At 28.5% G+C, this 25,695-nt stretch carries 33 protein-coding genes and 2 pseudogenes; 15 read left to right on the forward strand and 20 right to left on the reverse strand.

The window, feature by feature from the left end; translation table 11 throughout:
* Positions 1-86 precede the first annotated feature (86 nt).
* The gene (locus B5S50_RS05155; protein ID WP_065077943.1) at positions 87-308 is read left to right on the forward strand and encodes a DUF6485 family protein; all 222 of its coding nucleotides are present in this window, start codon (positions 87-89) and stop codon (positions 306-308) included.
* 270 nt (positions 309-578) lie between these two features.
* On the opposite strand, the gene B5S50_RS05160 is transcribed toward B5S50_RS05155, so the two are convergent.
* Positions 579-1,070 carry a DUF4829 domain-containing protein gene (locus B5S50_RS05160; RefSeq protein WP_065077944.1) on the reverse strand — a complete coding sequence of 164 codons (492 nt, stop codon included), beginning with the start codon at positions 1,068-1,070 and terminating at the stop codon, positions 579-581.
* A 930-nt stretch (positions 1,071-2,000) separates the two neighbouring features.
* On the opposite strand from B5S50_RS05160, the gene B5S50_RS05165 reads away from it, so the two are divergent.
* Positions 2,001-2,333, forward strand: a complete 333-nt coding sequence (locus B5S50_RS05165) for a protease inhibitor I42 family protein (RefSeq protein ID WP_065077945.1) — start codon at positions 2,001-2,003, stop codon at positions 2,331-2,333.
* Between the two features lie 77 nt (positions 2,334-2,410).
* Here the strand turns inward: B5S50_RS05165 and B5S50_RS21780 are convergent, their stop codons facing one another.
* From B5S50_RS21780 to B5S50_RS05225, 14 genes and pseudogenes are all read right to left on the reverse strand, one after another.
* Positions 2,411-2,542 (reverse strand): hypothetical protein, encoded by a 132-nt coding sequence (locus tag B5S50_RS21780; protein ID WP_275507573.1) that lies wholly within the window; start codon positions 2,540-2,542, stop codon positions 2,411-2,413.
* Between the two features lie 308 nt (positions 2,543-2,850).
* Positions 2,851-2,997, reverse strand: coding sequence for a hypothetical protein (locus B5S50_RS05170; RefSeq protein WP_242872111.1), 147 nt, complete (start codon positions 2,995-2,997; stop codon positions 2,851-2,853).
* A 533-nt stretch (positions 2,998-3,530) separates the two neighbouring features.
* Positions 3,531-3,938: a type II toxin-antitoxin system HicB family antitoxin gene (locus B5S50_RS05175; protein WP_083985608.1), complete on the reverse strand. Its 408-nt coding sequence runs from the start codon at positions 3,936-3,938 to the stop codon at positions 3,531-3,533.
* Positions 3,939-4,025: 87 nt separating this feature from the next.
* Positions 4,026-4,211 carry a type II toxin-antitoxin system HicA family toxin gene (locus B5S50_RS05180; protein ID WP_065077946.1) on the reverse strand — a complete coding sequence of 62 codons (186 nt, stop codon included), beginning with the start codon at positions 4,209-4,211 and terminating at the stop codon, positions 4,026-4,028.
* A gap of 86 nt (positions 4,212-4,297) precedes the next feature.
* Positions 4,298-4,678: a transcriptional regulator gene (locus B5S50_RS05185; RefSeq protein WP_217303278.1), complete on the reverse strand. Its 381-nt coding sequence runs from the start codon at positions 4,676-4,678 to the stop codon at positions 4,298-4,300.
* Between the two features lie 244 nt (positions 4,679-4,922).
* Positions 4,923-5,066, reverse strand: coding sequence for a hypothetical protein (locus B5S50_RS05190; protein ID WP_217303279.1), 144 nt, complete (start codon positions 5,064-5,066; stop codon positions 4,923-4,925).
* A 158-nt stretch (positions 5,067-5,224) separates the two neighbouring features.
* Positions 5,225-5,914 carry a hypothetical protein gene (locus tag B5S50_RS05195; protein ID WP_217303280.1) on the reverse strand — a complete coding sequence of 230 codons (690 nt, stop codon included), beginning with the start codon at positions 5,912-5,914 and terminating at the stop codon, positions 5,225-5,227.
* A 217-nt stretch (positions 5,915-6,131) separates the two neighbouring features.
* Complete coding sequence (locus tag B5S50_RS05200; protein ID WP_254306714.1) at positions 6,132-6,419, reverse strand: DUF1064 domain-containing protein; 288 nt, start codon at positions 6,417-6,419, stop codon at positions 6,132-6,134.
* A gap of 19 nt (positions 6,420-6,438) precedes the next feature.
* Positions 6,439-6,603 (reverse strand): hypothetical protein, encoded by a 165-nt coding sequence (locus B5S50_RS21500; protein WP_242872164.1) that lies wholly within the window; start codon positions 6,601-6,603, stop codon positions 6,439-6,441.
* 11 nt (positions 6,604-6,614) lie between these two features.
* Positions 6,615-7,034: a hypothetical protein gene (locus B5S50_RS05205; RefSeq protein WP_217303282.1), complete on the reverse strand. Its 420-nt coding sequence runs from the start codon at positions 7,032-7,034 to the stop codon at positions 6,615-6,617.
* A gap of 37 nt (positions 7,035-7,071) precedes the next feature.
* Complete coding sequence (locus B5S50_RS05210; RefSeq protein ID WP_217303283.1) at positions 7,072-7,953, reverse strand: DUF4373 domain-containing protein; 882 nt, start codon at positions 7,951-7,953, stop codon at positions 7,072-7,074.
* Positions 7,954-7,986: 33 nt separating this feature from the next.
* Positions 7,987-8,778 (reverse strand): annotated as a pseudogene (locus B5S50_RS05215) (recombinase RecT); the annotation flags it as partial.
* A 76-nt stretch (positions 8,779-8,854) separates the two neighbouring features.
* Entirely contained in the window at positions 8,855-9,028 is a 174-nt protein-coding gene (locus tag B5S50_RS05220) for a hypothetical protein (protein ID WP_217303284.1), read from the reverse strand.
* Positions 9,028-9,537 (reverse strand): annotated as a pseudogene (locus tag B5S50_RS05225) (YqaJ viral recombinase family protein); the annotation flags it as partial. The pseudogene B5S50_RS05225 and the gene B5S50_RS05220, both read right to left, overlap by 1 nt.
* Before the next feature lie 354 nt (positions 9,538-9,891).
* Here B5S50_RS05225 and B5S50_RS05230 point away from each other — a divergent pair.
* From B5S50_RS05230 to B5S50_RS05265, 9 genes are all read left to right on the forward strand, one after another.
* On the forward strand, positions 9,892-10,383 hold the full coding sequence (locus B5S50_RS05230; protein WP_217303285.1) for a helix-turn-helix domain-containing protein: 492 nt from the start codon (positions 9,892-9,894) through the stop codon (positions 10,381-10,383).
* Complete coding sequence (locus B5S50_RS05235) at positions 10,337-10,774, forward strand: ImmA/IrrE family metallo-endopeptidase (protein WP_217303286.1); 438 nt, start codon at positions 10,337-10,339, stop codon at positions 10,772-10,774. The genes B5S50_RS05230 and B5S50_RS05235 overlap by 47 nt, the downstream gene beginning before the upstream one ends.
* Before the next feature lie 32 nt (positions 10,775-10,806).
* Positions 10,807-10,965, forward strand: a complete 159-nt coding sequence (locus B5S50_RS05240; RefSeq protein ID WP_167351545.1) for a hypothetical protein — start codon at positions 10,807-10,809, stop codon at positions 10,963-10,965.
* A gap of 478 nt (positions 10,966-11,443) precedes the next feature.
* Complete coding sequence (locus B5S50_RS21785; RefSeq protein WP_302180668.1) at positions 11,444-11,566, forward strand: hypothetical protein; 123 nt, start codon at positions 11,444-11,446, stop codon at positions 11,564-11,566.
* 223 nt (positions 11,567-11,789) lie between these two features.
* Positions 11,790-13,607 (forward strand): group II intron reverse transcriptase/maturase, encoded by a 1,818-nt coding sequence (ltrA, locus tag B5S50_RS05245; RefSeq protein ID WP_254306596.1) that lies wholly within the window; start codon positions 11,790-11,792, stop codon positions 13,605-13,607.
* Between the two features lie 244 nt (positions 13,608-13,851).
* Positions 13,852-14,982: a tyrosine-type recombinase/integrase gene (locus B5S50_RS05250; protein WP_065078868.1), complete on the forward strand. Its 1,131-nt coding sequence runs from the start codon at positions 13,852-13,854 to the stop codon at positions 14,980-14,982.
* On the forward strand, positions 14,979-16,940 hold the full coding sequence (locus tag B5S50_RS05255; RefSeq protein ID WP_122057631.1) for a tyrosine-type recombinase/integrase: 1,962 nt from the start codon (positions 14,979-14,981) through the stop codon (positions 16,938-16,940). Before B5S50_RS05250 ends, B5S50_RS05255 begins: the two co-directional genes overlap by 4 nt.
* Position 16,941: 1 nt before the next feature.
* The gene (locus B5S50_RS05260) at positions 16,942-17,313 is read left to right on the forward strand and encodes a DUF6262 family protein (protein ID WP_065078866.1); all 372 of its coding nucleotides are present in this window, start codon (positions 16,942-16,944) and stop codon (positions 17,311-17,313) included.
* Between the two features lie 90 nt (positions 17,314-17,403).
* Positions 17,404-18,033 (forward strand): VanZ family protein, encoded by a 630-nt coding sequence (locus tag B5S50_RS05265; RefSeq protein WP_217303287.1) that lies wholly within the window; start codon positions 17,404-17,406, stop codon positions 18,031-18,033.
* Positions 18,034-18,498: 465 nt separating this feature from the next.
* On the opposite strand, the gene B5S50_RS05270 is transcribed toward B5S50_RS05265, so the two are convergent.
* Positions 18,499-19,071 (reverse strand): DUF1643 domain-containing protein, encoded by a 573-nt coding sequence (locus B5S50_RS05270; RefSeq protein WP_065076683.1) that lies wholly within the window; start codon positions 19,069-19,071, stop codon positions 18,499-18,501.
* 208 nt (positions 19,072-19,279) lie between these two features.
* Positions 19,280-20,278, reverse strand: coding sequence for a GTP pyrophosphokinase family protein (locus B5S50_RS05275; protein ID WP_217303288.1), 999 nt, complete (start codon positions 20,276-20,278; stop codon positions 19,280-19,282).
* A gap of 182 nt (positions 20,279-20,460) precedes the next feature.
* On the opposite strand from B5S50_RS05275, the gene B5S50_RS05280 reads away from it, so the two are divergent.
* The 3 genes from B5S50_RS05280 (at position 20,461) to B5S50_RS05290 (ending at position 22,305) form a co-directional block, all read left to right on the forward strand.
* Positions 20,461-21,519, forward strand: coding sequence for an N-acetyltransferase (locus B5S50_RS05280; protein WP_122059958.1), 1,059 nt, complete (start codon positions 20,461-20,463; stop codon positions 21,517-21,519).
* Positions 21,497-21,871 carry an ASCH domain-containing protein gene (locus B5S50_RS05285; protein WP_217303289.1) on the forward strand — a complete coding sequence of 125 codons (375 nt, stop codon included), beginning with the start codon at positions 21,497-21,499 and terminating at the stop codon, positions 21,869-21,871. The genes B5S50_RS05280 and B5S50_RS05285 overlap by 23 nt, the downstream gene beginning before the upstream one ends.
* Before the next feature lie 89 nt (positions 21,872-21,960).
* Entirely contained in the window at positions 21,961-22,305 is a 345-nt protein-coding gene (locus B5S50_RS05290; protein WP_065076687.1) for an ASCH domain-containing protein, read from the forward strand.
* Positions 22,306-22,348: 43 nt separating this feature from the next.
* On the opposite strand, the gene B5S50_RS05295 is transcribed toward B5S50_RS05290, so the two are convergent.
* Positions 22,349-22,804 (reverse strand): hypothetical protein, encoded by a 456-nt coding sequence (locus B5S50_RS05295; RefSeq protein ID WP_217303290.1) that lies wholly within the window; start codon positions 22,802-22,804, stop codon positions 22,349-22,351.
* A gap of 372 nt (positions 22,805-23,176) precedes the next feature.
* Here B5S50_RS05295 and B5S50_RS21505 point away from each other — a divergent pair, with 372 nt between their 5' ends.
* On the forward strand, positions 23,177-24,430 hold the full coding sequence (locus B5S50_RS21505) for a transposase (RefSeq protein ID WP_254306610.1): 1,254 nt from the start codon (positions 23,177-23,179) through the stop codon (positions 24,428-24,430).
* A 153-nt stretch (positions 24,431-24,583) separates the two neighbouring features.
* On the opposite strand, the gene B5S50_RS05305 is transcribed toward B5S50_RS21505, so the two are convergent.
* Both B5S50_RS05305 and B5S50_RS05310 read right to left on the reverse strand, forming a co-directional pair.
* Positions 24,584-25,093: a hypothetical protein gene (locus tag B5S50_RS05305; protein ID WP_217303291.1), complete on the reverse strand. Its 510-nt coding sequence runs from the start codon at positions 25,091-25,093 to the stop codon at positions 24,584-24,586.
* Positions 25,094-25,346: 253 nt separating this feature from the next.
* Positions 25,347-25,595: a hypothetical protein gene (locus tag B5S50_RS05310; protein ID WP_065076689.1), complete on the reverse strand. Its 249-nt coding sequence runs from the start codon at positions 25,593-25,595 to the stop codon at positions 25,347-25,349.
* Positions 25,596-25,695: the final 100 nt, after the last annotated feature.

Below are 25,695 nucleotides of genomic sequence, written 5' to 3' on the forward strand. Positions count from 1 at the left end.
ATATAATTGAGTAATCATTTCTAATTTGTTATACTTTTCTTTCATACTTAACTAATTCGTGCTGCTCATTTAAGGAGGAACTTTTTATGGCTAATACTGATTTTTGTACATGTAAAAATTATAGTTGTAAGTTTAACCCACGTAATCATGATCAAGGTTGTGATCTCTGCATTAAAATTTGTCTAAATGATGGTGCACTCCCATCATGTTTTTTTAGGGCTGTTTCTGAAGAACTAAGGGATGTAAAAGTAATTGATGACTCATCATATGAAGCTTTTGCAAAACTTGTTCTCAATAACAAGAAATAATTAATACCATTAGTTATTCAATATAAATTTCTATTTAGCACGAATTAGAAATTTTTTAATAATTATAAAATATTCTTTACTTAAGTTTTTGGGAAACAACCTTTTAGTATCCCTCAAACTCATAGTTTCCGTCATTATTCAATACTAAAAAATCTGCACTATATGTTATTGCCTTTTCTTCACCGCTACCTTTCTGGAAAACAAACCTCAGTTGAAGTACAAATCCAGCTATTTTTCCATATTACCATCAACTCTTGGTTCTACATAAAATTAAGGCTGGCCTTGTGAATCTATAAGCCAAGGTGAATTTTTATCTTTTCTAACTACGAAGAACCATGATGTATTTTTTCCATTATCTTCAGCTGTAATAGCATCTTCTTTGTATTTTACATCATAGTCAACTTTATATACTTTTACATTTTCTTTCTTGACACCATTAATACTTCCTCTACCATTAGATAGATACCCCTCTTTAAAGACAGGATTTGTTTCTTCGTTAACAGAAATAAGCTTAATATATTCACGAATATCAAATCCCCATTCCACATTTGGCGCCTTCTGCCATTCAGTTATTGTTGTAAACAAAGCCTTTTTATTCTTCTCATTAAGATACTTAAAATAACTTTCCACTACTTGCTTAGGTTGCAATAACCGCTGTGACTCTGATGCTTGTTTTTGCGAACTAGTCTGTTGTGTTTTTGTTGTAGAGCAACCAGTAAGTATAATAAACAAAGATAAGATTACCAATACTATCTTTTTCATTTTACACCCCCATAAAATCTTTCATATACCAATCCTATGAGTTAATATTATCATATTTTCGAAATATTTCGTACTAAATAGGAACATATTTAAAAGATAAATTAGTAATCAAGGGTAAATCTTCAATTGGTAAGTTAACTGAAAATGAAATTTCTATAACTGCCGAAGATAAAAACTCAAAAAATTAAAATGCACCCCTCAGAAAGTGCATTTTAATTAATCTCAATCTCTAAAAAATTTTAAACTAAAACCGCAATGGCTTCTTTTAACTATATTAAACCACAATTTATTATTTTAAATCATATTTTATTTTATAAAAGTCACAGTAAAAACTTATATGGCCTAAGTAATTTTCCATCTACCTTTATTAGTTAACGTTTATATGCCACTATATCGTGAAACAATCCAGAATACAAAATAGGCACCCTAAATGATAGGCGCCTATTTTGTATTAGAATGCTTTAAAGGAAATCAATTAATATATTATCTTGTGATGGTTGCATTTAAATTTTACGTGCCCTGCAACTGCAGACACAGACAGGATATTATTTTACTTTTGTGCCCTCTACATATGAATAAACTATTATCATTAAAACAATTCTTTACATCGTTTTAAGTATATAAATCATTTGTTACAATTTGATGTCATATAAGTAAATTAATTCCCCATTTTTTGAACATTTTGTAAACTTCATAAAAATAAGAACTAGTTTATTATATTTAATCCTAAAATATCTTTTCATAATAACTAGTTTATTTTATTATATATGTGAACAATATTCTAAAAATTCATAAATTTTCTAGGGGGATTTATATGAAAAAATCTGTAAAAGTAGTACCTAATTTCGCTTACTAGCACATGCATATTACTTATACATTACTAACAGAATTAAAGCAACTTCAGGATATCCTCTATCTAAGCCACAGTGCATGACTTTTACAATTAATGCAAATGCTACAAAGATTGATAAGTCTTATAATAACCATAGTATAAAATTAAAAAGTGGTGATATTATACAGTTAACTCTTCCTGAAAACAGAGATGGTGGTTACTTCTGGAACTTTAAGCCTGACTTAGATAGTAATATACTTAAAATAATTGATATTATTAATATCTCTCCTTCTTCTTCTCCAAATCTTGTTGGCGGTGTAGGTAAAAAACGCTGGTTAATTGGTTCAACGAAGATAACAAACACGTATATCTTAGGAGGTACAGGGGTATTTTCAGACAGCTTGATTAATAATATAAAATCTGTGAAATAGTCTTCACCTATACAACTATTTCACAATACCGTATATTCTAGGTTGTGTAATCGGATTTAGCATCCCTTACACAACCTTTAATTTTCATAGAACTTATTCATAAATGCTTCATTTTGCTGTTCTGGTGGATCTCCTTGCTGCGGCTTAGTATCTGCAAATAATTGCAGATTCATTACTAAAGGTGTTTTAGTTTCTTGTAATTTTGCCATATATATTCCCTCCAATCACTCTATTAGATGTTATCCTTATTGGCTTTTAGGGCATCTAATAGGCTGTAGTTATTTTTATTAATTTATAAGCATACAAAAATACTTAAATATAAAACATTTGATTTTTTTATATTTTTATCTTTATTCATTTAATTTAACTCCTTCGTCATAAATTACATTTATAACTTACCTATAATATAAATAATACCATAAACAACTTATTATTGAGGCAGATAATTATATATTTATGCAAACAAACGGAGACTACAATTTTCTTAACCTTTTGAGCCGCTTTCACATTTGTCCATTTAAAATACTTCTTTACAATATTTATAAAAAGTAACTTTACTTATTCCTAAATTCTTTGCAATTTGTTCATCGGTGAGTCCATCTCTGGCCCAACCTTCAACTAATACTAATTTATCTTTTACAGTATCCCATTTTGACTTTGCCACGAACTCACCACTATTAGTTGACGTTTATATGCCACTATATCGTGAAGCAATCCAAACTGCACTTAAACAAAAACTTAATATTAATGGATAACTTAAAAGATGGATGTGATAATTAAACATATCCATCTTTTTATAACGTAAAATAGGCACCCTAAATGACGGATACCTATTTCACAGTATAATAAAGGGAATCTAATCTATATGTTTTTTGTGGTAGTTGCATTTAAGTTTAATGTGCCTTGCAACCGCAGACACAGATAGCTTTTTACTTTTTTTATGATATTATAATTATACAAAATATTTGTTACAATTTAATGTCCTATAAATAAACTAATTGTCTATTTTTTTAATATTTTGTAAATAATATTAAGATAAGCACCAACTTTAGCCAGTGCTTATCTTCGTTTATACAATATATTAAATTTTATTTATCGACTATATATAGTATGTAACACTTTTACATTAATTTTGTTTCAAATTTGTCTTACTTTTGTGCCACTATTTTTTATTTATTTTTCTTATTAAAAATAAATCTATTCACTAATATTTAACTGCTTCTTAAGTCCTTCCTGAAGAACATGAGAAAAATTCAAGTGTGCCTTTTCAGCTTCCGTATTAAGCCATGAAGGTATTGTTAGAGTTTTCTTAACAGCCTTATTGTCATATTCTCTTATAACCTTTTTTAACTCAACTTTCACAAGTATAGCTACTTGATCCTTTTCTAATTTTATTTTATTTATTTTTTGTGCTTCTGGTATATCTTTTTTGTCTTGATATAAATCAAATAAGCATAGTTTCAATGCATCTTCAGCCATATTATAGGAATCTTCTAATGTTTCTCCATAAGTTACTATCTCATCAAAGTCTGGAAATTTAACATTATAATCATTTTCCCCTAAAGTAGTTATTACCGCAGGAAATATATAAATATCTTTATACATACTTATCTTCCTTTCAATTTAATTTATTTATTTTTTATCTCTGCTTTCTATATTATTTATTTTATATATTAAACTTAGTTGCTAGAACTATTTAAGTCCTAGCTGTTTAAGTATTGAATTCAAAGTTCCTTTTGGTACTTCTTTAGTTCCATGATAAGGTATGATTACTTGTTTAGGAAGATCTTTATGTATTAATTTAATATGTGAACCACGCTGTTTTTTTATTTCCCAGCTTTTATCTTCTGCAAGTTTAATAATTTCCTTACTTGTCATTATTTTTCCCTCCTAACAATTACATTGTATCATACGTATTATACGTATTCAGGCTATTTTAAATTATAAATAAAAAACGACAGCTTTTACTCAGCTATCGCATGTACATCCGTCCATTTAACTACATCCTCCAAAATCTCTCCACACCTCCTATAAGCAGTACTTCTAACTCCTCCGTACATTTTATTGGATATCCAATCAACACTTTTATTTAACTTGTATTTATAAGTAGTAAAGTCCATCATTTCTTTTGACATCGGAGGGATCGTCAGCACTTTTTTCAGTCGAGCTGTATTTCTCTTTAATTGCCTTATTCTTTTCCTGTTTCCGCAGATCTTTCTTTCAACATATTCAAGTTCATCCTCAAGATCCTTACACTCGATTTCGAGAATACTTATTTCATTCAAATCTCTAAAATATCCATACAACTTTCCTTCTGCATTTTTAAATGTTTCTTTGTCTAACACTGCGTTTCCTCCTCAAAACCTTTATTCTCTATTCCTAGTTTTAAATACATGTACACCCACAGCTATTATTCCTACAAATACGCCCATGGATGCAATATATAAACATGCAAATTCCATTAACACTTTCACAGCATCACTCCTTAAATCTCATGTATAAATAATCCATTTATGTCTATAATATTAGATACTTCAATATTAGTTCCTCTTTAATTATTTTTTTGCCAGGGAATTATCCCCCCGGCTTTTATTCTTCTTTGATTCTCTTTCCAATGTCAGCTTTCTTAGCCTGCAACTTGGCTACTTTCTTAAAATCTCTTTCTAGTTCAGCATCTTGAATATCTCTATTTAACTGTACTAATTTTTGCCTGTAAAATTCAGTTATTATCATATTTCCACTCCTAGAGGTCATAATTTGTTTGGTTTACGAATAAAAAAAGCACTATAAAATTCAAATTTGAATAATACAGTGTTCTATAGAATATTACATTTCTTAATAATTATAAAAAGCAAAATAGAGGGTGTGAATTTTAAATTATAAAACCCAGTTTACTTGCAACGTTCGTTTAATATTTGTTTTAATTCTGGTTGCTTAGCATAGTATTCATAGTTTATACAAATACCATCCTTAGATCCTCCATTCGTAATTTCAATATTATTATTATTTTTTGTATATACCTCTATTGCAGACATAGGTGATGGCCATGAATGGAAAGCAGCTGCATAATCAAAATAATCATATACTTTTATACTATTTAATAATTCTATAATCTTTACTTGCTCATCTTTAGGTATATCCTCTTCTCCACTTTTCCCATATAATATTACTTTGTCAACATTACTCTCCTCAATAGGTAAACTTGGCACTCCAAAATGTAAAACTTGTTGTTTTTTTAATTTTTTATCGCTTAATGAATGTATATTGGTTCCTAAATATAAGGTATAAGCTCCAGGTGTATATCCATCATATGGATGAGCAATTAAAATACTTTTGCCATCGTCACACAAGCTAATGTTTAAATTTAATGAATTACCACTTATGTCTTTTATTGCTATTGCATTTTTAGTTAAATCATCTAAACAGATATTATCTGAGAACTTTACAATCCAATCTTTGTTTTTATCTACTACTCTGTTATCTGTAATTTGTAATGCATATACTTTACTACCCATAATAACAAATACAAATGTTATTATAATTAAAATTAATTTACTTGATTGTTTTTCTATTTTTTTCATTTGATATACCCTCCCATAAAAAAACTTTAATTCATAATAAACTATGTTTTAACTTTATGATAATTATGCTATGCTTATATGTCAAATATTACATACTTTTTTAATAAACGTAAAATAGTATTATTCTATAAATTTACTGCATTATTCAATTTTCAAAGAACATTTATATATTTAGATTTATTGATTAATTCACCTAAATTTCATTTTACGTATTAACTCACACATATTTTAACACCTTTAAATCAATACTTGGATATCTCAGCTTAAACTGCTTGTACGTCCTTTTCCACTGCTCGGATTCATACCCTTTAGTATCCTCAATTTCATAACTTCCATCATTGTGCAATACTAAAAAATCCGCACTATATGTTATTGCCTTTTCCTCACTGCTGCCTTCCTGAAGAACAAACCTCGGCTGAGTTATAAATCCAGCTATTTCTCCAGAATAAAACAGGATCTCCAACTGGCAGTACCTTTTCATTTCTAACTGACTTCTAAAGTACAATCCGTCATACCACACGCCCTTATTTTTGTATTTCTGAACCTTTACCTTTGGCTTTTCTAGCTTCTGTCCCCTCTTTTTCAGATATGCTTCGTACTGATCCTGTGTCCAATTCATCTATCATCATTCCTATCTGATTTCCAAACTTTATAGGTTTTGCATTTTTTATAATTACTGATTTATTCATACACTCACCTTCTATACCTCCAAAACTTGTACATCTCCTATACAGAAATCAATATATTTAAAACTCTCTCTATGATTCTTACTTTGTACTACCACAAGCCACTCTGTTTTATATGCAACAGTACCTTTCACTGTTCTGTATTTATTACAGTTCACATTTGTATACGTTCCATACACGTACCTTACTTTTAGCTTTATCTTTTGGCCTATTTTGAATAACTTGGCCACTTTCTTAACAGCTTCAATAGGACAATATTGACTTCTTACCTCTGCTGAAGATTTACGGGATTTTACTAAATCCATTTCAGATCCAATCATGTTTACAAGCGTTGGACTGCAGCCTAATTTAGCCGCAATGTCTTTCTGCCTCATGATACCCCAGTTAGCTTTCACAAAATCATTTCTTGCTTTTCTTTCTAGCAACATTGGCATTACTCTCACCCCTTATAAAATCCTTAAGTTTCACGTTTTAACCATCCTCCCAACCTAGAAGTTTTTTCTCAATGTCCTTTATTTCCTGACTGCTGTAACCGCGACCTTTAAAGTTAAAGGTGCTCTCCTTTTTGTGATAACTATTCCCTTTGGGTTCACTTCTCCCATTCTTAGCCCAGTTTTCAAGTATCTTGCTCATATAGCCTTTTATAAAGGCATTTTTATTCATAACGGTAATCTGCAGTGCGTCCCTGCACCAGTCATACCCATAAGTTTTTATAAAAACATTTAGAGCTCCAACATCTTTGCTTATACTTTCACCTGGTTTCAATGTTTGGTAATATTTACAAAGTTCTAGTGATTTTTCAGAGAGAGAGTTTCTGCCATCAGAAACCTTTTTTTCTTCTCTCTCTTCTTTACTTTTCTTTACTTTACTTTCCTTTACTTTACTTTGGGGATTAATGTTTGCATTAACTACCTCATTATTAGAGTTAATGTCAACAATAACTAAGTTTTTGTATACATTAATGGTTTCATCATCTAAAAGCAGGTATTCTTTGTATATTTTTACCTTTTGTCTTCTACCTACTGCCTCCATATAACGCTTCTGAATTCCCTTGGAGGTAAGTACGTTGTAAGTTTCAAAGGCATTTTTATCAAACAATTCCCACTTAACACAATCATTAATGATTACATTAATTGAGTTAATGTCTGCATTAACCCTCTTTGAAAACAATAATTGCTGTTTTTCTGTCCACTCATAGAAATAACCGTGTTTATAAATTTTCATTAATAGCTTAATTACTACACCAAAACCAACTAATCCATGTTGTGCTTCTATAAGTGCAACTTTATCATCTTGATCCATATCTACATCTAAAGGAAAATATTCTAATCCTTCTTTTTGAGGTCTAGCCAATGTAATCACCTTCTCCCATAGTTCAATAACTCCTTATGACTCTGTATTGTTTTCTGAAAATGGAGTACCTTCATATGGATCTTTACCATCCTCTTCTTTTCCACTTTCATCTGATTCTGTGTACTCAACATCAGTAACATTTGCGTTACTCTCATCTTCTGTGCCTTCTTCAAGCAATTCATAATCATCCTCGGTAGTCTTAATTATTTTACTGTCACTTGTAATTGCTTCCTGCATATCAATACTGAGAATTCCCCAAGTTGAAAGCATATTTTTAAGCACCGTTTTTCTAGCCATTGCATCAAAATCTGTCTTCCATGGTCCATTACCAAAACTTTTACTAAACCTTCTAGCATGTGCTGTTACTTTTTCTTTACTCCAGTAAACCATCTTTTCAAATCCATTTAAGCGCCTAAAATATGCCGCATATCCTACTACTGCATCAGATTGCTTATTGTCCAGGTCAAGCTCCAATTCCTCTGTAAGTGGGTTAAAACTCTTAAGCTGTCCTTCATATATCTCTGTTACATTAAGTTTTTTATACTGTGCTGACCTCTGCGCCATCTGTATAAATCCTCTGTATCCAACCTGAAATTGTGCTTCTAACTTTCCATGATTTTTAAACGGTATTATCCATGCAAAACCAAGGTTCGGGTCTATTGGTAGTTTTAAGGAAGCAGCCTTTAAGGCACTTCCTAATACTGTCATATCATTACAGCCCTTTAATTTATCCTGCTTTAAATTAAGTAAGCTAGTTATAAATCCATTTGCCTGTTTATCAAGCATATCTTCAAATCTTTTCTTTATACCTGGAGAATAAAGTAATGCTTTAAACGGATCCTTAGGTGGTTTCTCTTTTTCTTTCTTAGTTAATTCATTTTTAAGCTTTTATTTGTGGCCATTAGTTCTCCTCCTCAAATTCACAAATTAATTTATCATCATCACCATCATATTTAACTTTATTTATAAAACACTCACGATTATCTTCATCATAAAGTTTAAAACCAGTTTTGTTTAAAGCCTGTATCTGTGCGTTTAAACTGTCCATAAGTGTTGTAAATGCTGGATTAGCCATTATGCCTGTGCCTCCAGCTCCTTAATCGTGTTTTTAAGTTCAAAATAATTCTTAATTTTATCCTTATATTCAGATTTTAGATTTACACTAATTCCAGAATCAGAATCTTTATATCTTTCCTTTACATATTTTTCTGCTGCATTAGATCCGTCTAGTGGAGGCGATACTTTCTTAACTATGCAGTTTTCCCAAAAATCCTTTTCCGCACTTACAATCATTTCTATAAGCTCCTCATCCCTATCTACTTCTTTATAAAGGAACTTTTGCCCGCCTATTAAAACAGCTATAAATGCTTTTTCATATCCTGTTACTGCTAGATAGTGCATGACTTGTACTAAGTAACTTGCCGGTATCTCTTCGGAGTCCCACTCTTTAGCTCCAAAAGTATTTACTGTTTTACATTCAAGTAATGCCTTTTCCCCCACTATCTCTCTATCTAAATTAGCTGTCATAAAAGGATATTTAATACTTTGAAGTATGGCGTTTCTCCTTCTGACCTTTTTACCTGTTCTCTTTGAAAATTCTCTTGCAACAAGATCCTCAAGTTCAGTTCCCCAGTAAGCAGCTTCACTCTACTCACTAGGTTCATTTATTTCTTGAGTTTTATCCATATATACCTGAAATGGTGTTCTCTATTTATTTACTCCAAGAATTGCTCCAGCATCAGATCCGCCAATACCCTGCTGTCTGCTTTTTAACCATTCTAATTCGGTCATATCTTTAGTCTTTGCTAATACTTTATACAATCTCCATCCCTCCATATTTGATTTATTTTCCGTTCCAATTGTGAAAAAGTATATTTTATAAAAATCAATTTGGTATAATAAACTTAAGTTCACTAATTGTGAAAGGAAGTTAACAAAATGAAAAACTATACATTAGGTACTAGAATACGAAATCTGCGTGAAGAAAAATCAATAAGTCAATTAGAATTAGCTAAGATACTTAATATAGGCAACACTACATTATCTCAATATGAATCAGATAAAAGAGTTCCTAGTGATACTGTTAAGAAAAAAATAGCTGAATATTTTGGTATTTCTCTTGATTATTTAATGGGACTTACTGATACCAAAGAACCTAAAATTAATATTCCACAAGAATACTCAGATAAATATAAAGTCACCAAAAAAGATATAGAACAGCATAATGAGGTGATAAAACACGCTGAAGCTTTTATGATGGATGACGAAGTTGGTGAAGAAGATAAAGAAAAATTAGTTACAGTAATAAATAAGCTATACTGGGATGCAAAAGCTAAAAACAAAGAAAAATTTGGAAGAAAAAAAATGATAGAGGTGTTTTTTTATGATAAACATTCATGCGAGAGTAAAACACCTTATCCAAAGATATAACACAAGAGATCCTGAAAGAATAATTAAATATTTAGGAATAGATTTAAGGTATGAAGATATAGGGGAAAATACTAAGGGGTTTTACATTAGTCTAATAACAAATAAATATATAGTAATAAGCTCTAAATTGAAAGAAATTGAAAAAGTTATTGTATTGACACATGAATTAGGACATGCTCTGCTTCACTACCATAGATTCACTTGCTTTATAAGAGAATATACGTTATTTCCCAGGGGGAGAATTGAAAATGAAGCAAACAAGTTTGCAGCTGAACTTTTAATTGACGAAAAAGACATTGACAAATATTCTTTAGAAAATATGTGTAAAGGTCAAATTGCATCATATTTTGGAGTTACCGAAAAATTAGTTGAGTATAAATTTAATAAATAGGGCAATTGATTTATTGAGAAAGGAATTTTTTTATGGAACAGAATGAAGGAGAAAATAAAAAAAGTTATAATTATTTAGCTGTTGGAATAAGTTTAGGAATTGTATTTGGGACATCATTCCATAATCTTGCTTTAGGAATATCAATTGGTGCTGCTTTAGGAATAGCTTTGAGTAACAATAAAACAAAATAGTATTACATATAGGATTTGGACATGTAATGTACTTATATGGTACAAGCTACTTATGTTATGGCATACATGTTTGATGTGTATGAGAAAAGAAATATAGTGTAGATAATTGTGCGACTTGTTTCTAAGTAAAAAGCTTAGACTAATTAGCTGATTAAATTCAGAAATTAGAACTGTTATTACGAGAAATCAAATGATAGAGTAACGCCTTGAAGGGTTTCCACTAATACTCCGATTAGCGTCTTAATAAGTAAATATTAAGAGGTTGAAAGCTCGGTGAAGACGACTGAGAGCCACTGTAAGTAGATGAAATAATCCCTACACGAAATGCGAACTAGAGGTAGTCGAGTGGTGATAGGACGGGTGTCTATAAAATATCTATGGTTAGGATGTTGCTTAGCAACTGACAAAGTTGGGAATGTACAGGTCTAAACTACAAATATCTAGAAATGGATATAACACATATGTGTGGTAAGTGTGGATGAGTAAAATTAGTTACTATGAAAATCCATATAGTGTTATAGGCATTATCAAACTTACAGGCTTATACCAACAACCTAAGGATATATGTAAAGATAATAATAACGGAACAAGGAAAGCTTAGAATATGGAGGTTTTACTACCTATGAAGTAGTGGTAAGGAAAAGAGTATATCTATAACTTATCTTAATCTAAGTGATGGTGGTGGCATGAAGCAAAGATAACTATCGTAATGATAGATTAGTAATAGCCACTAGACAATTTGTTATATGAAAATTAAATACTGAATAAAACCAAGGTTCGAGTAAGACTAAGAGATGTTAAATCCGTTAAAGGAGAAAACAGACTTGGAGGAAAGCTTAAAATTAGAGAAAAGACAGTTACTAAGAAATAATGAATATTACACAATTCAAGGCACATTTGACAATCTGTATAATCAATCTTGTAACAATAAAAAGTTTACAGACCTAATGCAGTATATAACCTCTAAGAATAATATCTTACTGGCATATAGAAATATCAAGAAAAACAAAGGTTCAACAACATTTGGAACTGACAATCTTGATATAAGCTACTTCAAGGATATGAAAACAGACAAATTTGTTACACGTATCCGAAATAAACTAGCAGACTATATACCAAAAAGTATAAGACGTGTGGAAATTCCTAAACCAAATGGTAAAACTAGACCACTAGGAATACCATGTATCGAAGATAGAATTATCCAACAATGTATTAAACAAGTGTTAGAGCCTATATGTGAAGCCAAATTCCATAAACATAGTTATGGTTTTAGACCTAATCGGTCAACAAGCCATGCAATAGCAAGAAGCATGTATCTAATGAATATAAATAAACTACACTACGTAGTAGATATAGACATCAAAGGTTTCTTCGATAACGTCAATCATAGTAAATTAAAAAAACAAATGTGGAATTTAGGAATTCAAGATAAAAACTTGCTTAGCATAATTGGAAAAATACTAAAATCAGAAATACAAGGAATAGGAATACCAACAAAGGGTACACCACAAGGTGGCATAATTAGTCCATTGTTATCAAATATAGTTCTTAATGAACTGGATTGGTGGATTAGTTCACAATGGGAAACTTTTGAAACAAAACATAGTTACACACAAAATAACAAAGATAAAGCATTAAAGAAAACAAATCTCAAGGAAATATTCTTAGTAAGATATGCAGATGATTTTAAAATTTTTTGTAGAGACTATAAAACTGCACAGAAAATCTATAATGCTACAAAAATATGGTTAAAAGAGAGATTGGATTTAGATATAAGTCCTGATAAATCTAAGATAACCAACTTAAGAAAGAATTACACAGAGTTCTTAGGATTTAAACTAACACTAAAACCCAAGAGAGGTAAATATGTATGTCAAAGTAGAATGTGTGATAAAGCTAAAAAGAATACTGTTGACAAGCTAAAGAAGCAAATTAAGAAAATCCAAAAGCATTGCAATGGTATAGAAGTAAATAAATTGAATTCAATGATATTAGGAAGTCACAATTATTATAATAGTGCTACAAATGTATCATTAGACTTTAGAGAAATAAATTTCTTAGTTATAAAAACCTTGGAAATACGTTTAAGGAGTTATATATCAGATAAACCTAAGTTTTCGAAAACCTATGAACGGTTATATGGAAACTACAATGGAAAAATCAGAACGATTCATGATGTTACGATATTTCCAATCTATGGTTGTAAAACAAAACCACCTATGAGTTTTAGTCAAGATATCTGTAATTATACAAAACTTGGCAGAGAAAAAATCCATAAAAATCTTAGAGGCTATAAACACTTAATTAACCACCTACTAAGAACAACAAATGGAAATAAAACTGCTGAATTTGACGATAATAGAATATCTTTGATTGCTGGACAACAGGGTAAATGTTATATTACAGGGTTAGACTTGGAAATAGATAACATGGAATGTCATCATAAAAAACAAAAATGTGATGGTGGAACAAATGAATATAAAAATCTTGTTTGGATATGTGGAGAAGCCCACAAGCTTATTCATAGTACTAAACAAGATACTATAAACAAATATCTAGGTTTATTGTCCCTTGATGAAAAAGGGTTAAATCGTGTCAATTCTTTAAGAAAGTTAGTAGGAAATTCAGTTATTTTTAATTAGAAAGTAATAAATTGTTGGGGCGCCGTATGAGTTCGAAAGTCTCAAGTACGGTGTTAACTGGGGGAAAAGGTGGAGATAACATCAAAGTTTTACCTATCAGAACAAATAGTGTTTATAGTATTTCATGTACTACTTTTATATAAGAATATAACTTAAATTACTATAAAAATAGTTAGAATAATTAAAGTGAGTATAGTAGAAACTATGATTGAAATAAGTAAATCATAGGAGGATATATAACAGTATGGAAGTAGTGAAGGTAAAGACAGAAGATAATAAAGAGAGATACTTTGTTGCAGATGATAATGGATTACCTATAGAGTCAATATTGAAATTTATAAGGTTTAAGGATAATACTAATTATGCAAGAAATACGTTAAGGATGTATTGCCAGCATTTAAAATTATACTTTGAATATTTAGAGCAAAGAAAATTGGATTTTCAAGCTGTTACTATAGATGATTTGGCGTTGTTTGTGAATTGGTTGCAAAATCCTTATAAGAGTTTAAAAGTAATACCAACTAATAAGGTTGATTCAGCAAGGAGTCCAAGAACCATAAATATTGTAGTAAATACTGTTTTGATGTTTTATGACTATGTTTTAAGGTATGAAGAGTATAGCAATAATATTTCAGATAGACTTAAAAAATTTGTTTCTACTCCAAGTAGAAACTTCAAAGGATTTTTATTTGGCATAGACTATAAACAAAAGAAAGTTACAAGTAATATATTAAAACTTAAAGTTCCAAAATCTAAACCTAAAACTTTAACTAAAGAAGAAATAACTATACTTATAAATGCTTGCAATAACTTTAGAGATAAATTTTTATTATCACTCTTATATGAGACAGGATTACGAATAGGCGAAGCCTTATCATTATGGATTGAAGATATTGATATAAGTGATATGGTAATTGATCTCAAAGATCGTGGCCAACTTGAAAATAATGCAGAGATTAAGACAGTTTCAAGTCCTCGTAGAATAGATATATCTCAGAATTTGGCCGATATGTTTATGGAATATATAGCTGAATATCATACTGAAGAAGTTGAAACCAATCATATCTTTATAAAAATTAGTGGAAAAAACAAAAACAAAGCTATGGACTATGTAAATATAGATAACTTGTTTAGAACCCTTAAAAAGAAAACAAGAATATATGTTACACCACATATGTTTAGACATAGTTCATTAACTACACTCAGAATGGCAGGATGGCAACCAGAGCTGCTTAGAATTAGGGCTGGCCATAAGAATATTTATACTACTTTAAATACATATATTCATCCCTCAAAAGAAGATATAACGAAAGCATTTGAAAAGACTAAACCTAATTTAGATTTGGATATATATAATGGGGGAGAAGATCAATGAATAACAATTTACAAAAAATTAGAACTGGCCAATTAAATAAGTATGAAGAAATAATTAAATATTTGAAACAAGATAATAGTTATTGGTTAGATAATGATAAATGGGATTTAACTAAAGAATTTTTTATAGGAAAAAAGCATAGCTATATTTTTAAGTATTTAGACTTTAGTAACGTTAACTATGAGCAATTAAAGAACGAAGTTAAGTTTTATATTGTATATAACTTAAAAAATAAATATATAAAGAAATCTACAATAGCACCTTTAAATCCGAGTATTCAAAAGTTAGCATTATTTACGGATAAATACAAGTCCTTTTTAGAATTTGACTTAGAGAAGTCTAAGATAAAGTGGAAAGTTTTTTTAAGAACTAACGGTATAAATGGTGGAAAGTCTAATACAAGATACTATAACTTTTTTGATTGTGTTTTAGACTTTGTTAAAGATTTTTACGATAATAGAGAAGAAACCGAAAAAGATATATGGTATTCAAAGAATATTAAAGGTGCTAAAATTCCTGCAAGTGGAGCAAGCCATGGAACGTATCTATCTATTAACTTCACAGCTATACCACAATACTATCGTGATGAAGTTAAAAGGTATTTTAAAACTATTATAACTAAAAAGAATTGGTCATCATGTAATAATACTTTAAAATATTTAAATTACTTTTTTAACTATTTTTATTCTAATAGTTATAGTGATGGGTTTATTGAAAATTTAAATAGAAATGACATAGAAAAGTATTTATACTATATAGGCAATGACAGAAAAGGTAAAAATAGAACAGAAAATTCAAAGTATGTAAGTTTTATAAGAACATTTTTAGAATATATTCAAATAGCTCAATATGATAAAGCACCTAAAAAAGAAGTGTCATTTTTAATATTTCAAGATGATATTCCGAGAAGAGAATTTGTACGAGACGAAATGAGAAGAGTTAAATTTATTCCAGAGCCTATATTAAAGCAATTAGATAACAATATTATGGAATTAGATAGACCACAGTATATACCTATCTATATTCTTCTTAGAGAAACTGGGTGGCGAGGTACGGATATACTAAATCTTAGATATGATAATTGTTTAGAACAGATTTGGAATAGTAAAGAAGACAAATACAATTATTATCTTTGTGGTGAAATAACTAAAACAGGTATAGCACAACTTAAAATTCCAATTAGGGATAAGGTTGCTGAAATGGTTCAAAAATCTATTAATAAATCTAAAGAACTTAGTACAGAAGAAAATAATCCTAAGAAATATTTGTTTAATACCTATGAAGGTAAATTAAAAGGAAAGCCATTAAATAAGACATCTTTACTAAACGCTATAAAAAGGCTTATTGAGCAAAAGGATATTAGGGATGTTAATGGTGAGTTATATTATTTTAGACTTCATTCTTTAAGGCATACAAGAGCTAAGGAATATGTAGAACAAGGTATGGGGATTAGTATCATACAACAAATTTTAGGTCATCAGAGTCTCCAAATGACAGTTCATTATGCTACTGTAACAGAAAATATACTCTACGAGAAATGGAAGAATACTGAGGACTTAGACTTATTTAGAGTTAATACTGAAACCAACAAACTTGAACAAGTAGATTTAAACTCTGATGATGGAGAAAACCTAATAAGATATGAGTATGTTAAGAAGAATCTGGATGCAGTTAGAGTACCTTTTGGTGTATGCTTTAAACCTTCTAAATTACCTTGTAAGCAACAAATGAATCATTGTTTAACCTGTGCAAGTTTCTGCACCACTGTTGAAAATATACCAGAATATGAAGAAGAAATAGACCATGTTAAGAAGCAGATAGAGGTTAGTGAAAGATGTGGTAGAGAATTATGGGCTGAGAAAAATAAAACATATTTAAAACTGTTAAAAGATACTTTATTAAGAGTTAAGGAACAGAAAATCGTTCATAAAAACGGTAAATCAAGGGAGGAAGCTTAGAATGGGAAGTACAAAAGGATTAAAAGAATATGCAAAACACAAAACAGAAGCTACTTTAGAAAAAGTAGACAAATCTATTCGAGAGCTTTCCTTGAAAGGTGAAAAAATTAATTTCAATAGTGTTTGCAATCTAAGTGGTGTATCTAAAACTTTTCTTTATAATAATGCTGAAATTAAGCAAAGAATTGAGGAACTTAGAGATAAACAAACAGAAAAAGTTATAAAACAAAAACTTAAATATGATAAAACTGATAAATCAAAAGACATTATTATAATGGCTAAAGGTAAAAAGATTAATGAATTACAAGAAGAAAACAAGAAGTTAAAAGAACAATTAGAAATTCTCAGAGGTAAATTATATGAAAAAATATAAAGTACATTGTTTATATGTAGTCTATGTGTAAAGCTATAAAAATCAATATGTTTAGCATATGCTACACGAGATATTAATAGGAGAGCTATAATGAGTGATATACGTAATTGGGGTTTGATTGGATATGAAATGCTTTCTGTTTTAATTCCGTTTTTTATCACATATGTGATTCTATATGCAGTATTTAAAAAAGATAAAATGAGAAATAAAAAAAGAAATTTAATTTGGAATTTTATTTTTGCAGTTTATATTTTTGGAGTTCTACATTTTACGGGTGCTGGAACATTATATAATATTAAAATGTATGGATTGAAAATAAACCCAAATGAAATTAATTTAATACCCTTTTCTGGAAATATAGATATAGTAGAGTATGTTTTAAATATCATATTGTTTATTCCTCTTGGATTTTTAATTCCACTAATTTGGACAAGTTGGAACAAATGGAAGTCCCTAATTATTGGAAGTTCTTTTTCTATATTAATAGAATTAAGTCAGCTTTTCAATACTCGATGTACGGATATTGATGATTTCATACTGAATACTTTGGGAGCAATAGTAGGTTATTGTTTATATAAGATGCTTAATAGAGTGCAAAAGAAAGATATAAAGACAAGTTATTTGGAAATAGAACCTTTTATATTTATTTGTGCTATGTTTTTAGGACGTTTCTTTATATTTAATGAATTTGGTTTGGCTAAAATTCTTTATAAATTTTAATCAATGTTAAAATGAACGTTTATATGTATAAAAATAGATCACATGCTGGAATTAATATCTTGATGTGGCCTTAGTTAGTAAACAATATAAGAAAATACGTATCAATTTTTATTTTCTTTTTCATCCTCTTTATTGCTTATATAACCTAAAATTATCATTAAAATGCCGCCTAAAGCTCCTATTACAAATGGAGTTATATCTGAATCCATAAGAAGTAACCTCCTTTTTAGTTTCTTATACAATAAATTACAACTGTGAATTTTTCTTTAATCCATTGTCTTTATATAAATAACAGAATGAATTACAAATTATGTCTAAAATATATTATATCATAGGGCTTGGACACGCAGTATATGTATAAGAATAGAATTGTGGTAGATGAGTTATATAATGGCCATGTATCATAAATGGAGCTATATTGGTTATAGATCCATTTTTATTATTTACTCTCAACCGAAATTGTAATTAACGTACTATTTTTTTCAACTCATAAAGTTCTAAGTTAAAACCCTCTTCCCAATTTCGTGGATGCCAAGGATTTTTACTTGATATAAATCGCATAGCATAAACTTTCTTTTTAGTTTCACTTAACTTATCTGAAAGAATCTTTGTAATACTTTTATAACTTTGTTCACACTTTTTCCCTTTACTGCTAGTTCCCCAAGCAACAATTACTTCATCTGTCTTTTTCAATAATGTATCTAAAACTTGAAGATTTTTTTTCATTTTTTCACCATATGATTCTAGTTCTATAAAATATTTCAAATTATTAGGATTAGATGTGCAGTATGGGTATAAATTAGCAATATAAACTCCGTCATATTTATTATAACAAAAATTAAGCACATTATTAATAGATTTATCTGATATAGTTTTATTTGCTTCACTAGGGTTTTTCATTATTACAATAACATATTTATTGTTTCTAGCTTCTTTAAATGGTATAAATAATGAATATCTATAACCTTGCTCTTTACTTATTAAAATTCCTTCTATATCAACATAATCTTTGTACTTATAAATTTGTTTTTTGCTCATCTATATCATCCTCACTGTTTAAGTTCATAAAATATGTATCTTTTTTATAATATATAAAATCAACTTATATTTATTCTCTAATATGCAAACAAAGGCATTGAAACATGGTGTATCCATACTTTTTAATTGTTCCAATTTAAATACTCTTAATTTATCTTCTACACCTATCACCCCTAATTTTTTAACAAAATATTATTTACCTATTTTATCATTTTTTATATTTACTAATTTCATTTTTATAATATAAAAAATACTTAGTATCCTTAAAATATTCATTATCAGCTAACATTAATAGTATTCTTAATGCTCCTACCTGGGTAAGAAATATAATTCTTCTACCAGACGTAAATAGATTTCTTTCTATTTGAAATATCGTATCTTTGTATTTATTGTAAAACTTAGTTAACATCGCAATATTGATTTTATATCTGTTAAGCTCAGAAACTGTTACACTTACACCTCTAACATTTCCTTTTCTATCGCTAAAATAACAATCTAAAAATGCTTGCAAGTTATCAAGATTTACTTCATCACTTGACTCAGATAGATCAATATTATTTTTTTCAGCATCTAATATTTTCTCCTTATATTTATTTCTATAATCTGTAATATCATCCTTTAAAGACTCAAATTGTTCATCGGCTTCTTCAAGCTTTGCGCTTAAAAATGAGAACTTCCTTTTAAATTCTTTAGGAATATCTTCTTCTTTTTTATACTCTAATTTATGCTCTATTTCAGCCCATGTATGCATTAAGTTAGTTCTTACTTGTATTTCTGCTTTTGAATCACCTAGTCCCTTATAATTAGGAGTACACAACCACTCATCTTTTATTTTAACTATAAAATGATATGACCTATATCCAAACTGATCTGGCTTTAATAATTCTTCTTTATCTTGAGATTCTAAGACTTTAAATTCTTTGTTTATTATTTGACATATTTTATCTATATCGCTTTTATAATAACAAATAACTCTAATTCCACAAATATCTTCAATTTGTTCAAAAGGTTTTAAATAATTTTTTCTTTCAATTTTTTCAATAAATGAGTTAGTATCTTTAATTCTATAACATACTGTAAGATAACTAATACCTGCCTCATCTAGTAATATCTTTAAGGCTTGTACAAGGTTAAATCCTAGTTTTTTGTAATTTTTACTTTTAGATATATATAATTTTTTAATTTTCTCACTCTTTAAGTATTCCAACTTTTATCCTTCCTTTTAAATAATATTTTACCACATATTTACTTATTTTTCTACATAATCATTTTACTCGTACTCATAGCATTTTTTTATAATTTTGAAGGAATTAGAAAATTTATGTAAAACTTAGTTAGCATAGATCTAATAAATATTAACAATATTACACTATGAAGGAGGGCTATATTATGTCAGAAAGTTTTTCTTACGAATACTTTGCAAGTATAAATTTAAATGATCCATTTTTTGATTCATTAAAAAATGATTATAAGGAATTTATAGATTGGTTCCATAGAAAAACATTGCAAAATCAAAAAGCATATATTCAAAAAATCAATAACAAAATTGAAGGATTTTTATATCTAAAGATAGAAAAAGGACCTATAAAAGATGTTGATCCTATCTTAAATGTTCAATCAGCAATCAAAATCGGTACATTAAAAATTAACCCACATGGAACTAGATTAGGAGAAAGATTTATTAAAAAAAGTATTGATTATGCAATAGATGTTAAAGCTAATACAATTTATGTAACTGTTTTTGAAAGTCATCCCGAACTTATTAAGCTTTTAGAAAAATATGGTTTTTATAAATATGGTAAAAAAACAACTTCAAATGGAATAGAATTTGTCTTAGTAAAAGACCTAGAATCAATAAATAATGATACACTTTTAGATTATCCTAGAATAAATCCAAATACTAACAATATATATTTATTAGGCATTTATCCAAAATACCATACTAATTTATTTCCAGATTCTAAGCTAAATAACGAACCTTTTGACATAGTTAAAGATGTATCTCATACAAATAGCATAGAAAAAATATATATTTGTAAAATGCGACAGGTGGCCTCTTTAAGGAAAAACGACTTACTATTAATCTATAGAACTTCAGATAAACCAGGACTTGCAAAATTTCGCTCTGTTGCTACTAGTATATGTACTGTTGAAGATGTTAAATCTACTAAAACATTTAATAACTTTATGGACTTTAAAAAGTATTGTAAAAATTATAGCGTTTTTCCTGATGATAGGTTAGAAAAAATATTCTATTCAAAGCACGGTTATTATATAATAAAAATGACATATAATGTTGCATTAAAAAGACGTATAATTAACAAAGATTTAATTGAAAATGTAGGATTAGATTCATCCTCATATTGGGGATTCTTTAAATTAAATTCTAATCAGCTAAAAAAAATAATTGAAATAGGTGAAGTAAATGAAGGCTATATTATCCATTAAACCTGAATTTGTAAATAAAATTCTATCATGCGAAAAAAAGTATGAATTTCGAAAAAAAGTTTTTAAACAAAATATTGAATCCGTTATAATATATTCTACAAAACCTGCAGGTGTCTTTATAGGTGAATTTAAAGTAAATAAAATTGTATCAGGTGATGTAGATAAAGTTTGGTCAAAAACTAATAAAAAAGCTGGCATAACATACAAATACTACAAGGAATACTTCAAAAATAATTCTGTAGCATACGCATTAAAAATAGATGACTTATGGATATATGATCATCCTATAGATCCATCAAGCATATTACCGGACTTCAAGGCCCCTCAATCTTTCTGTTATCTAAGAAATTAGAGTCTTTAAACAGTTAGTAAAATTTGTTTTTGAACATATGTTCCTTTTATGCTATAATCATTTATTAATTATATATTGGAGGAATACATATGGTTCATACCATGAGATTACAAGAAAAATATTTTGATCTTATTAGATTAAATCGCAAAATAATCGAAGTTAGACTAAACGATACAAAAAGAAAATCTTTATCAATAAATGATATTATCATATTTTTTAAAATGTCCAATCACAGTGAATCTATTAAAGTATCTGTAGATAAAATAACTAAATTTTCTTCTTTTAAATGTTTATTATCTCAAATTGACATTAAAGACTTGGGGATCAGTAAAAAAGATAAAAATGTCTTTTTACAGGAGTTATCTTCTATCTATTCGTCTGCAGATGAAAAACAACTCGGTGTGTTAGGCATAAAATTCCATATTTTAGATTAACTATATATACCAGGAGGTTATAAATCAATTTGTGAATAACCTCTTATATACTTTTTTTATGTAATTTGGATTTCATATTTTTATAATCATAAAATTTTTCAGTATCACTATTTTCTAAGAGCTTATTGTTTAAGAGATGTTTTAACTCTTTATATGCATCTATGTTTTCTTTTCTAACATCACTGTTACGTTTACGCTCTTTAAATTCAAAGTCAAAATTATAAACAAGATCATACAATCTGTAAATGACTTGTACATCTGATGACTCTAAGAAATTACAATTAGCAACTATATGTTGCCAATCTTCAAAATATCTTATATCCACAGATCCCCTTTCATTATTTATATAGTCTTCAATACTTACCAGATCATAATATAACACTGAAGCATAATGTTTTTCTTTTTTTTCATCATCAATTATTCTAAAATATTTTTGAGATAAATAAGTAACACCGCCACCAACTAGTGCACCAACAATAGCTCCTAATAAGGAATTCATAATTTTAGGCTCAACTCCTTTCAAAATAAAGATAAGTATAATAATACTCACTATCAAAATTATCATTCTCAGAAAAAACTTATTATTTCTAATTTTTCATCATTAAATTTACTATTTTCCACATCATCAATTATTTCTAGGCACAATTGATAAAAACTTAATCTTCTAGATTCACTTATTTCCTTCAGAAGTTTAGCACTTAAAAAATTTTTAGGACGGTAGTCCTTTGGATTATAAAGTCTTATGAATATTTACAGTAGAAGTAATAGATTCCGATTTTTACTGGAAATTATACGGAAAAAATTTGCATAATAAAAGCATCCTTTTTATAATGGTTTTGCTGAAAACTAAAAATAAAAGGATGCTGATAAAATGAGTAAAAGTTATTTAAAACAATTACTTACTTATATTAATAAAGTATATGATATAGGTGAAAAAATCAATAGTTTAAAAGATAAAAGAGTAAAATCTCCAGTAAAAGTTTCAACAATAGTTTTCGTAGTGTTATTTGGATTCATGCTTCAAATAAGAAGTTTCAATAGATTAGAACATTGGATTGAAAAGAATAAATTTAAAAAAGTGTTACCTAAAAATACTAAAATGCTGCACATTGACGCAGTCAGGCGGTGTTTAAGTAACTTTGATATGGATGGCTTGAAAAACATTCATATCAGCATAATAAAAACAACTATAAAAAACAAAGTATTTCGAAATGGTACTATTGATGGTTTAAAAGTAGCTGCCATAGATGGTGTAGAGTTATTTGAAAGTACTAAAAAATGTTGCAATAAATGCCTTTCTCGAGAGAATAGAGATGGAACTACCCATTATTTTCATAGATCTGTAGTGTGTGCAACAGTAGGATCAGACCCACATATTATTTTAGGTCAAGAGATGCTTGAACCTAAAAAAGATAGTTCAAGTAAAGATGAAGGTGAAATTACGGGTAGTAAACGACTAATTAAGAAGTTATATAAGAAGTATCATCATTTCGCTGACATCATAGTGGCTGATGCTCTTTACTGTAAATCTACTTGGATAAAAGAAGTTCTTTCTATAGGAATGGATGCATTGGTAAGAGTAAAAGATGAAAGGCTGCACATTGTAAAAGATGCATTAGCCCTATTTAAATGCCGGGAGGCAGATAAAGATTGGACTGTAAAGGAAAATGTAAATACCTATAGAAAGATTAAAGCGTGGGATGATGATAATTTTCAAATGTCTGATTCAAGTATAGAAGTAAGATTCATAAAATTTATAGAAGAAATTCATACTGGAGATAAAGCAGAAATTAAAGAAGAATGGATCATAACAACAGATAAATTTATATCAGTAGAAACTTTATGGAAAATAATGCATAAAAGATGGGATATTGAAAATAATGTATTTCATCAGTTGAAAACTGAATGGCATTTAGATCATTGTTTTCTTCACAGTTCTACAGGGGTAGAGACAGTTTTAATGTTTATGATACTAGCATTTAATTTAATGCAGTTATATTTTTTTAGGTGTATCAGAGGTTTTAGGAAGAAAAAAATGCTCCAAATAGATATTATTGAAGATATAAAAGATGAAAGATTTACTATAGAAGATGATTGGGATAATCCACTATTCATAAAGACGTAATTTTAAAATAAAAACTGGAAACTTTGCATTAAGATTTTTAGGGGTAGGGGAGTGTATAACAATTTTTACGATCTACCGGTTTAAGGGCTTACCAGACCTTTAAATAAGTGTAAAAAAATATAATTCCAGTAAAAATAAAATTTTCACTGGAATTTAGGTGCTAAATCTCTGTATTTCCTTAATATCATTTGCTATTATTTCTGCAGTAATTCCAACCATGATAACTATAACTAGATAAATCAAAGTTTGAATCTTAGTATTATCATCTATTCTTTTAAATGTACTTGTATTTAAAATTGCTGTTCCAATAGATACAGCAATAGTTATCAATGAGCATATCCAAGGTATTATTGAAACTTTAGTATTATTTAAATTATTAATAATATTTTTAATTTGTAGTTTATCTAATATAATTAATTTTTTTTCTTTTCTCTCCCCATATATTTTTATAATTTCTGATATAAGTTCATTCGCATTATTTATTGATATATCAATGTCTTTTAAGGCACTTATACACATAACATATTTTTCATAATGTTTTAGATAATAATTCATAATATCATATATATTCATATTCTTATACCATTTAAAAATTGCCTCATAACAAGTATAGACTATTATTATTATAAATGACCATTTCACTATAGCATCTATTAAATTCATGTCTCTCCTCCTTTTAATGGTAACCATTTTATTGGCAATCGTAATACAATGGAAGTTCATAATTTAGATACTAACCAAGATGATTGTTAAATAAATAATATCAAGACTGAACATATAAGAACATTCTATACAGATACTTTATCTCAAACTCATCTACAGGGTTATGATAATTGTACACATTGTATTGGTAGTTGTCAGCACTAATTCCGAACGTAGTCAGTGGCTATTTATTTTCCCTGACTATATTTCAGATTTAAATAACATAATATGTTTTTGGCTTAGATACAATTTGATAATTCCTCCCTGTAGAGTAATGAGGATATGCCTTTATTATATTTTTAACAGTATGTTTTCGAGTTGAACATTCATCAAACATTGAAATATCTTCACAAAGAATAACTGAGTCTTCATTTTCAACAACAAAAATCAATAATTCCTTTTCTGTATAACTTTTACCTATTTCTAATTTTTCTGGTACATCATCTTCAAAATAATTACTCATAATAAATACCCCCCTTTATCAACATATATTCTCCAATAATTTATATATTCCTGATAATTTTTACAAAAAAATAAAACTTAAAACAAATCCACTGCTCTAG

The sequence above is a fragment of the Clostridium sp. 001 genome (assembly GCF_019056555.1).
GTDB classification, from domain to species: domain Bacteria; phylum Bacillota; class Clostridia; order Clostridiales; family Clostridiaceae; genus Clostridium_B; species Clostridium_B ragsdalei.

What these genes read in the sequence shown, in the direction of transcription:
- B5S50_RS05155 (WP_065077943.1), top strand. Translation starts at nt 87, where the DNA reads ATGGCTAATACTGATTTTTGTACATGTAAAAATTATAGTTGTAAGTTT.
- B5S50_RS05160 (WP_065077944.1), bottom strand. Translation starts at nt 1,070, where the DNA reads ATGAAAAAGATAGTATTGGTAATCTTATCTTTGTTTATTATACTTACT.
- B5S50_RS05165 (WP_065077945.1), top strand. Translation starts at nt 2,001, where the DNA reads ATGACTTTTACAATTAATGCAAATGCTACAAAGATTGATAAGTCTTAT.
- B5S50_RS21780 (WP_275507573.1), bottom strand. Translation starts at nt 2,542, where the DNA reads ATGGCAAAATTACAAGAAACTAAAACACCTTTAGTAATGAATCTGCAA.
- B5S50_RS05175 (WP_083985608.1), bottom strand. Translation starts at nt 3,938, where the DNA reads ATGTATAAAGATATTTATATATTTCCTGCGGTAATAACTACTTTAGGG.
- B5S50_RS05180 (WP_065077946.1), bottom strand. Translation starts at nt 4,211, where the DNA reads ATGACAAGTAAGGAAATTATTAAACTTGCAGAAGATAAAAGCTGGGAA.
- B5S50_RS05190 (WP_217303279.1), bottom strand. Translation starts at nt 5,066, where the DNA reads ATGATAATAACTGAATTTTACAGGCAAAAATTAGTACAGTTAAATAGA.
- B5S50_RS05195 (WP_217303280.1), bottom strand. Translation starts at nt 5,914, where the DNA reads ATGAAAAAAATAGAAAAACAATCAAGTAAATTAATTTTAATTATAATA.
- B5S50_RS21500 (WP_242872164.1), bottom strand. Translation starts at nt 6,603, where the DNA reads ATGAATAAATCAGTAATTATAAAAAATGCAAAACCTATAAAGTTTGGA.
- B5S50_RS05205 (WP_217303282.1), bottom strand. Translation starts at nt 7,034, where the DNA reads ATGCCAATGTTGCTAGAAAGAAAAGCAAGAAATGATTTTGTGAAAGCT.
- B5S50_RS05220 (WP_217303284.1), bottom strand. Translation starts at nt 9,028, where the DNA reads ATGGCTAATCCAGCATTTACAACACTTATGGACAGTTTAAACGCACAG.
- B5S50_RS05230 (WP_217303285.1), top strand. Translation starts at nt 9,892, where the DNA reads ATGAAAAACTATACATTAGGTACTAGAATACGAAATCTGCGTGAAGAA.
- B5S50_RS05235 (WP_217303286.1), top strand. Translation starts at nt 10,337, where the DNA reads ATGATAAACATTCATGCGAGAGTAAAACACCTTATCCAAAGATATAAC.
- B5S50_RS05240 (WP_167351545.1), top strand. Translation starts at nt 10,807, where the DNA reads ATGGAACAGAATGAAGGAGAAAATAAAAAAAGTTATAATTATTTAGCT.
- B5S50_RS21785 (WP_302180668.1), top strand. Translation starts at nt 11,444, where the DNA reads ATGAGTAAAATTAGTTACTATGAAAATCCATATAGTGTTATAGGCATT.
- B5S50_RS05250 (WP_065078868.1), top strand. Translation starts at nt 13,852, where the DNA reads ATGGAAGTAGTGAAGGTAAAGACAGAAGATAATAAAGAGAGATACTTT.
- B5S50_RS05255 (WP_122057631.1), top strand. Translation starts at nt 14,979, where the DNA reads ATGAATAACAATTTACAAAAAATTAGAACTGGCCAATTAAATAAGTAT.
- B5S50_RS05260 (WP_065078866.1), top strand. Translation starts at nt 16,942, where the DNA reads ATGGGAAGTACAAAAGGATTAAAAGAATATGCAAAACACAAAACAGAA.
- B5S50_RS05265 (WP_217303287.1), top strand. Translation starts at nt 17,404, where the DNA reads ATGAGTGATATACGTAATTGGGGTTTGATTGGATATGAAATGCTTTCT.
- B5S50_RS05270 (WP_065076683.1), bottom strand. Translation starts at nt 19,071, where the DNA reads ATGAGCAAAAAACAAATTTATAAGTACAAAGATTATGTTGATATAGAA.
- B5S50_RS05280 (WP_122059958.1), top strand. Translation starts at nt 20,461, where the DNA reads ATGTCAGAAAGTTTTTCTTACGAATACTTTGCAAGTATAAATTTAAAT.
- B5S50_RS05285 (WP_217303289.1), top strand. Translation starts at nt 21,497, where the DNA reads ATGAAGGCTATATTATCCATTAAACCTGAATTTGTAAATAAAATTCTA.
- B5S50_RS05290 (WP_065076687.1), top strand. Translation starts at nt 21,961, where the DNA reads ATGGTTCATACCATGAGATTACAAGAAAAATATTTTGATCTTATTAGA.
- B5S50_RS05295 (WP_217303290.1), bottom strand. Translation starts at nt 22,804, where the DNA reads ATGAATTCCTTATTAGGAGCTATTGTTGGTGCACTAGTTGGTGGCGGT.
- B5S50_RS21505 (WP_254306610.1), top strand. Translation starts at nt 23,177, where the DNA reads ATGAGTAAAAGTTATTTAAAACAATTACTTACTTATATTAATAAAGTA.
- B5S50_RS05305 (WP_217303291.1), bottom strand. Translation starts at nt 25,093, where the DNA reads ATGAATTTAATAGATGCTATAGTGAAATGGTCATTTATAATAATAATA.
- B5S50_RS05310 (WP_065076689.1), bottom strand. Translation starts at nt 25,595, where the DNA reads ATGAGTAATTATTTTGAAGATGATGTACCAGAAAAATTAGAAATAGGT.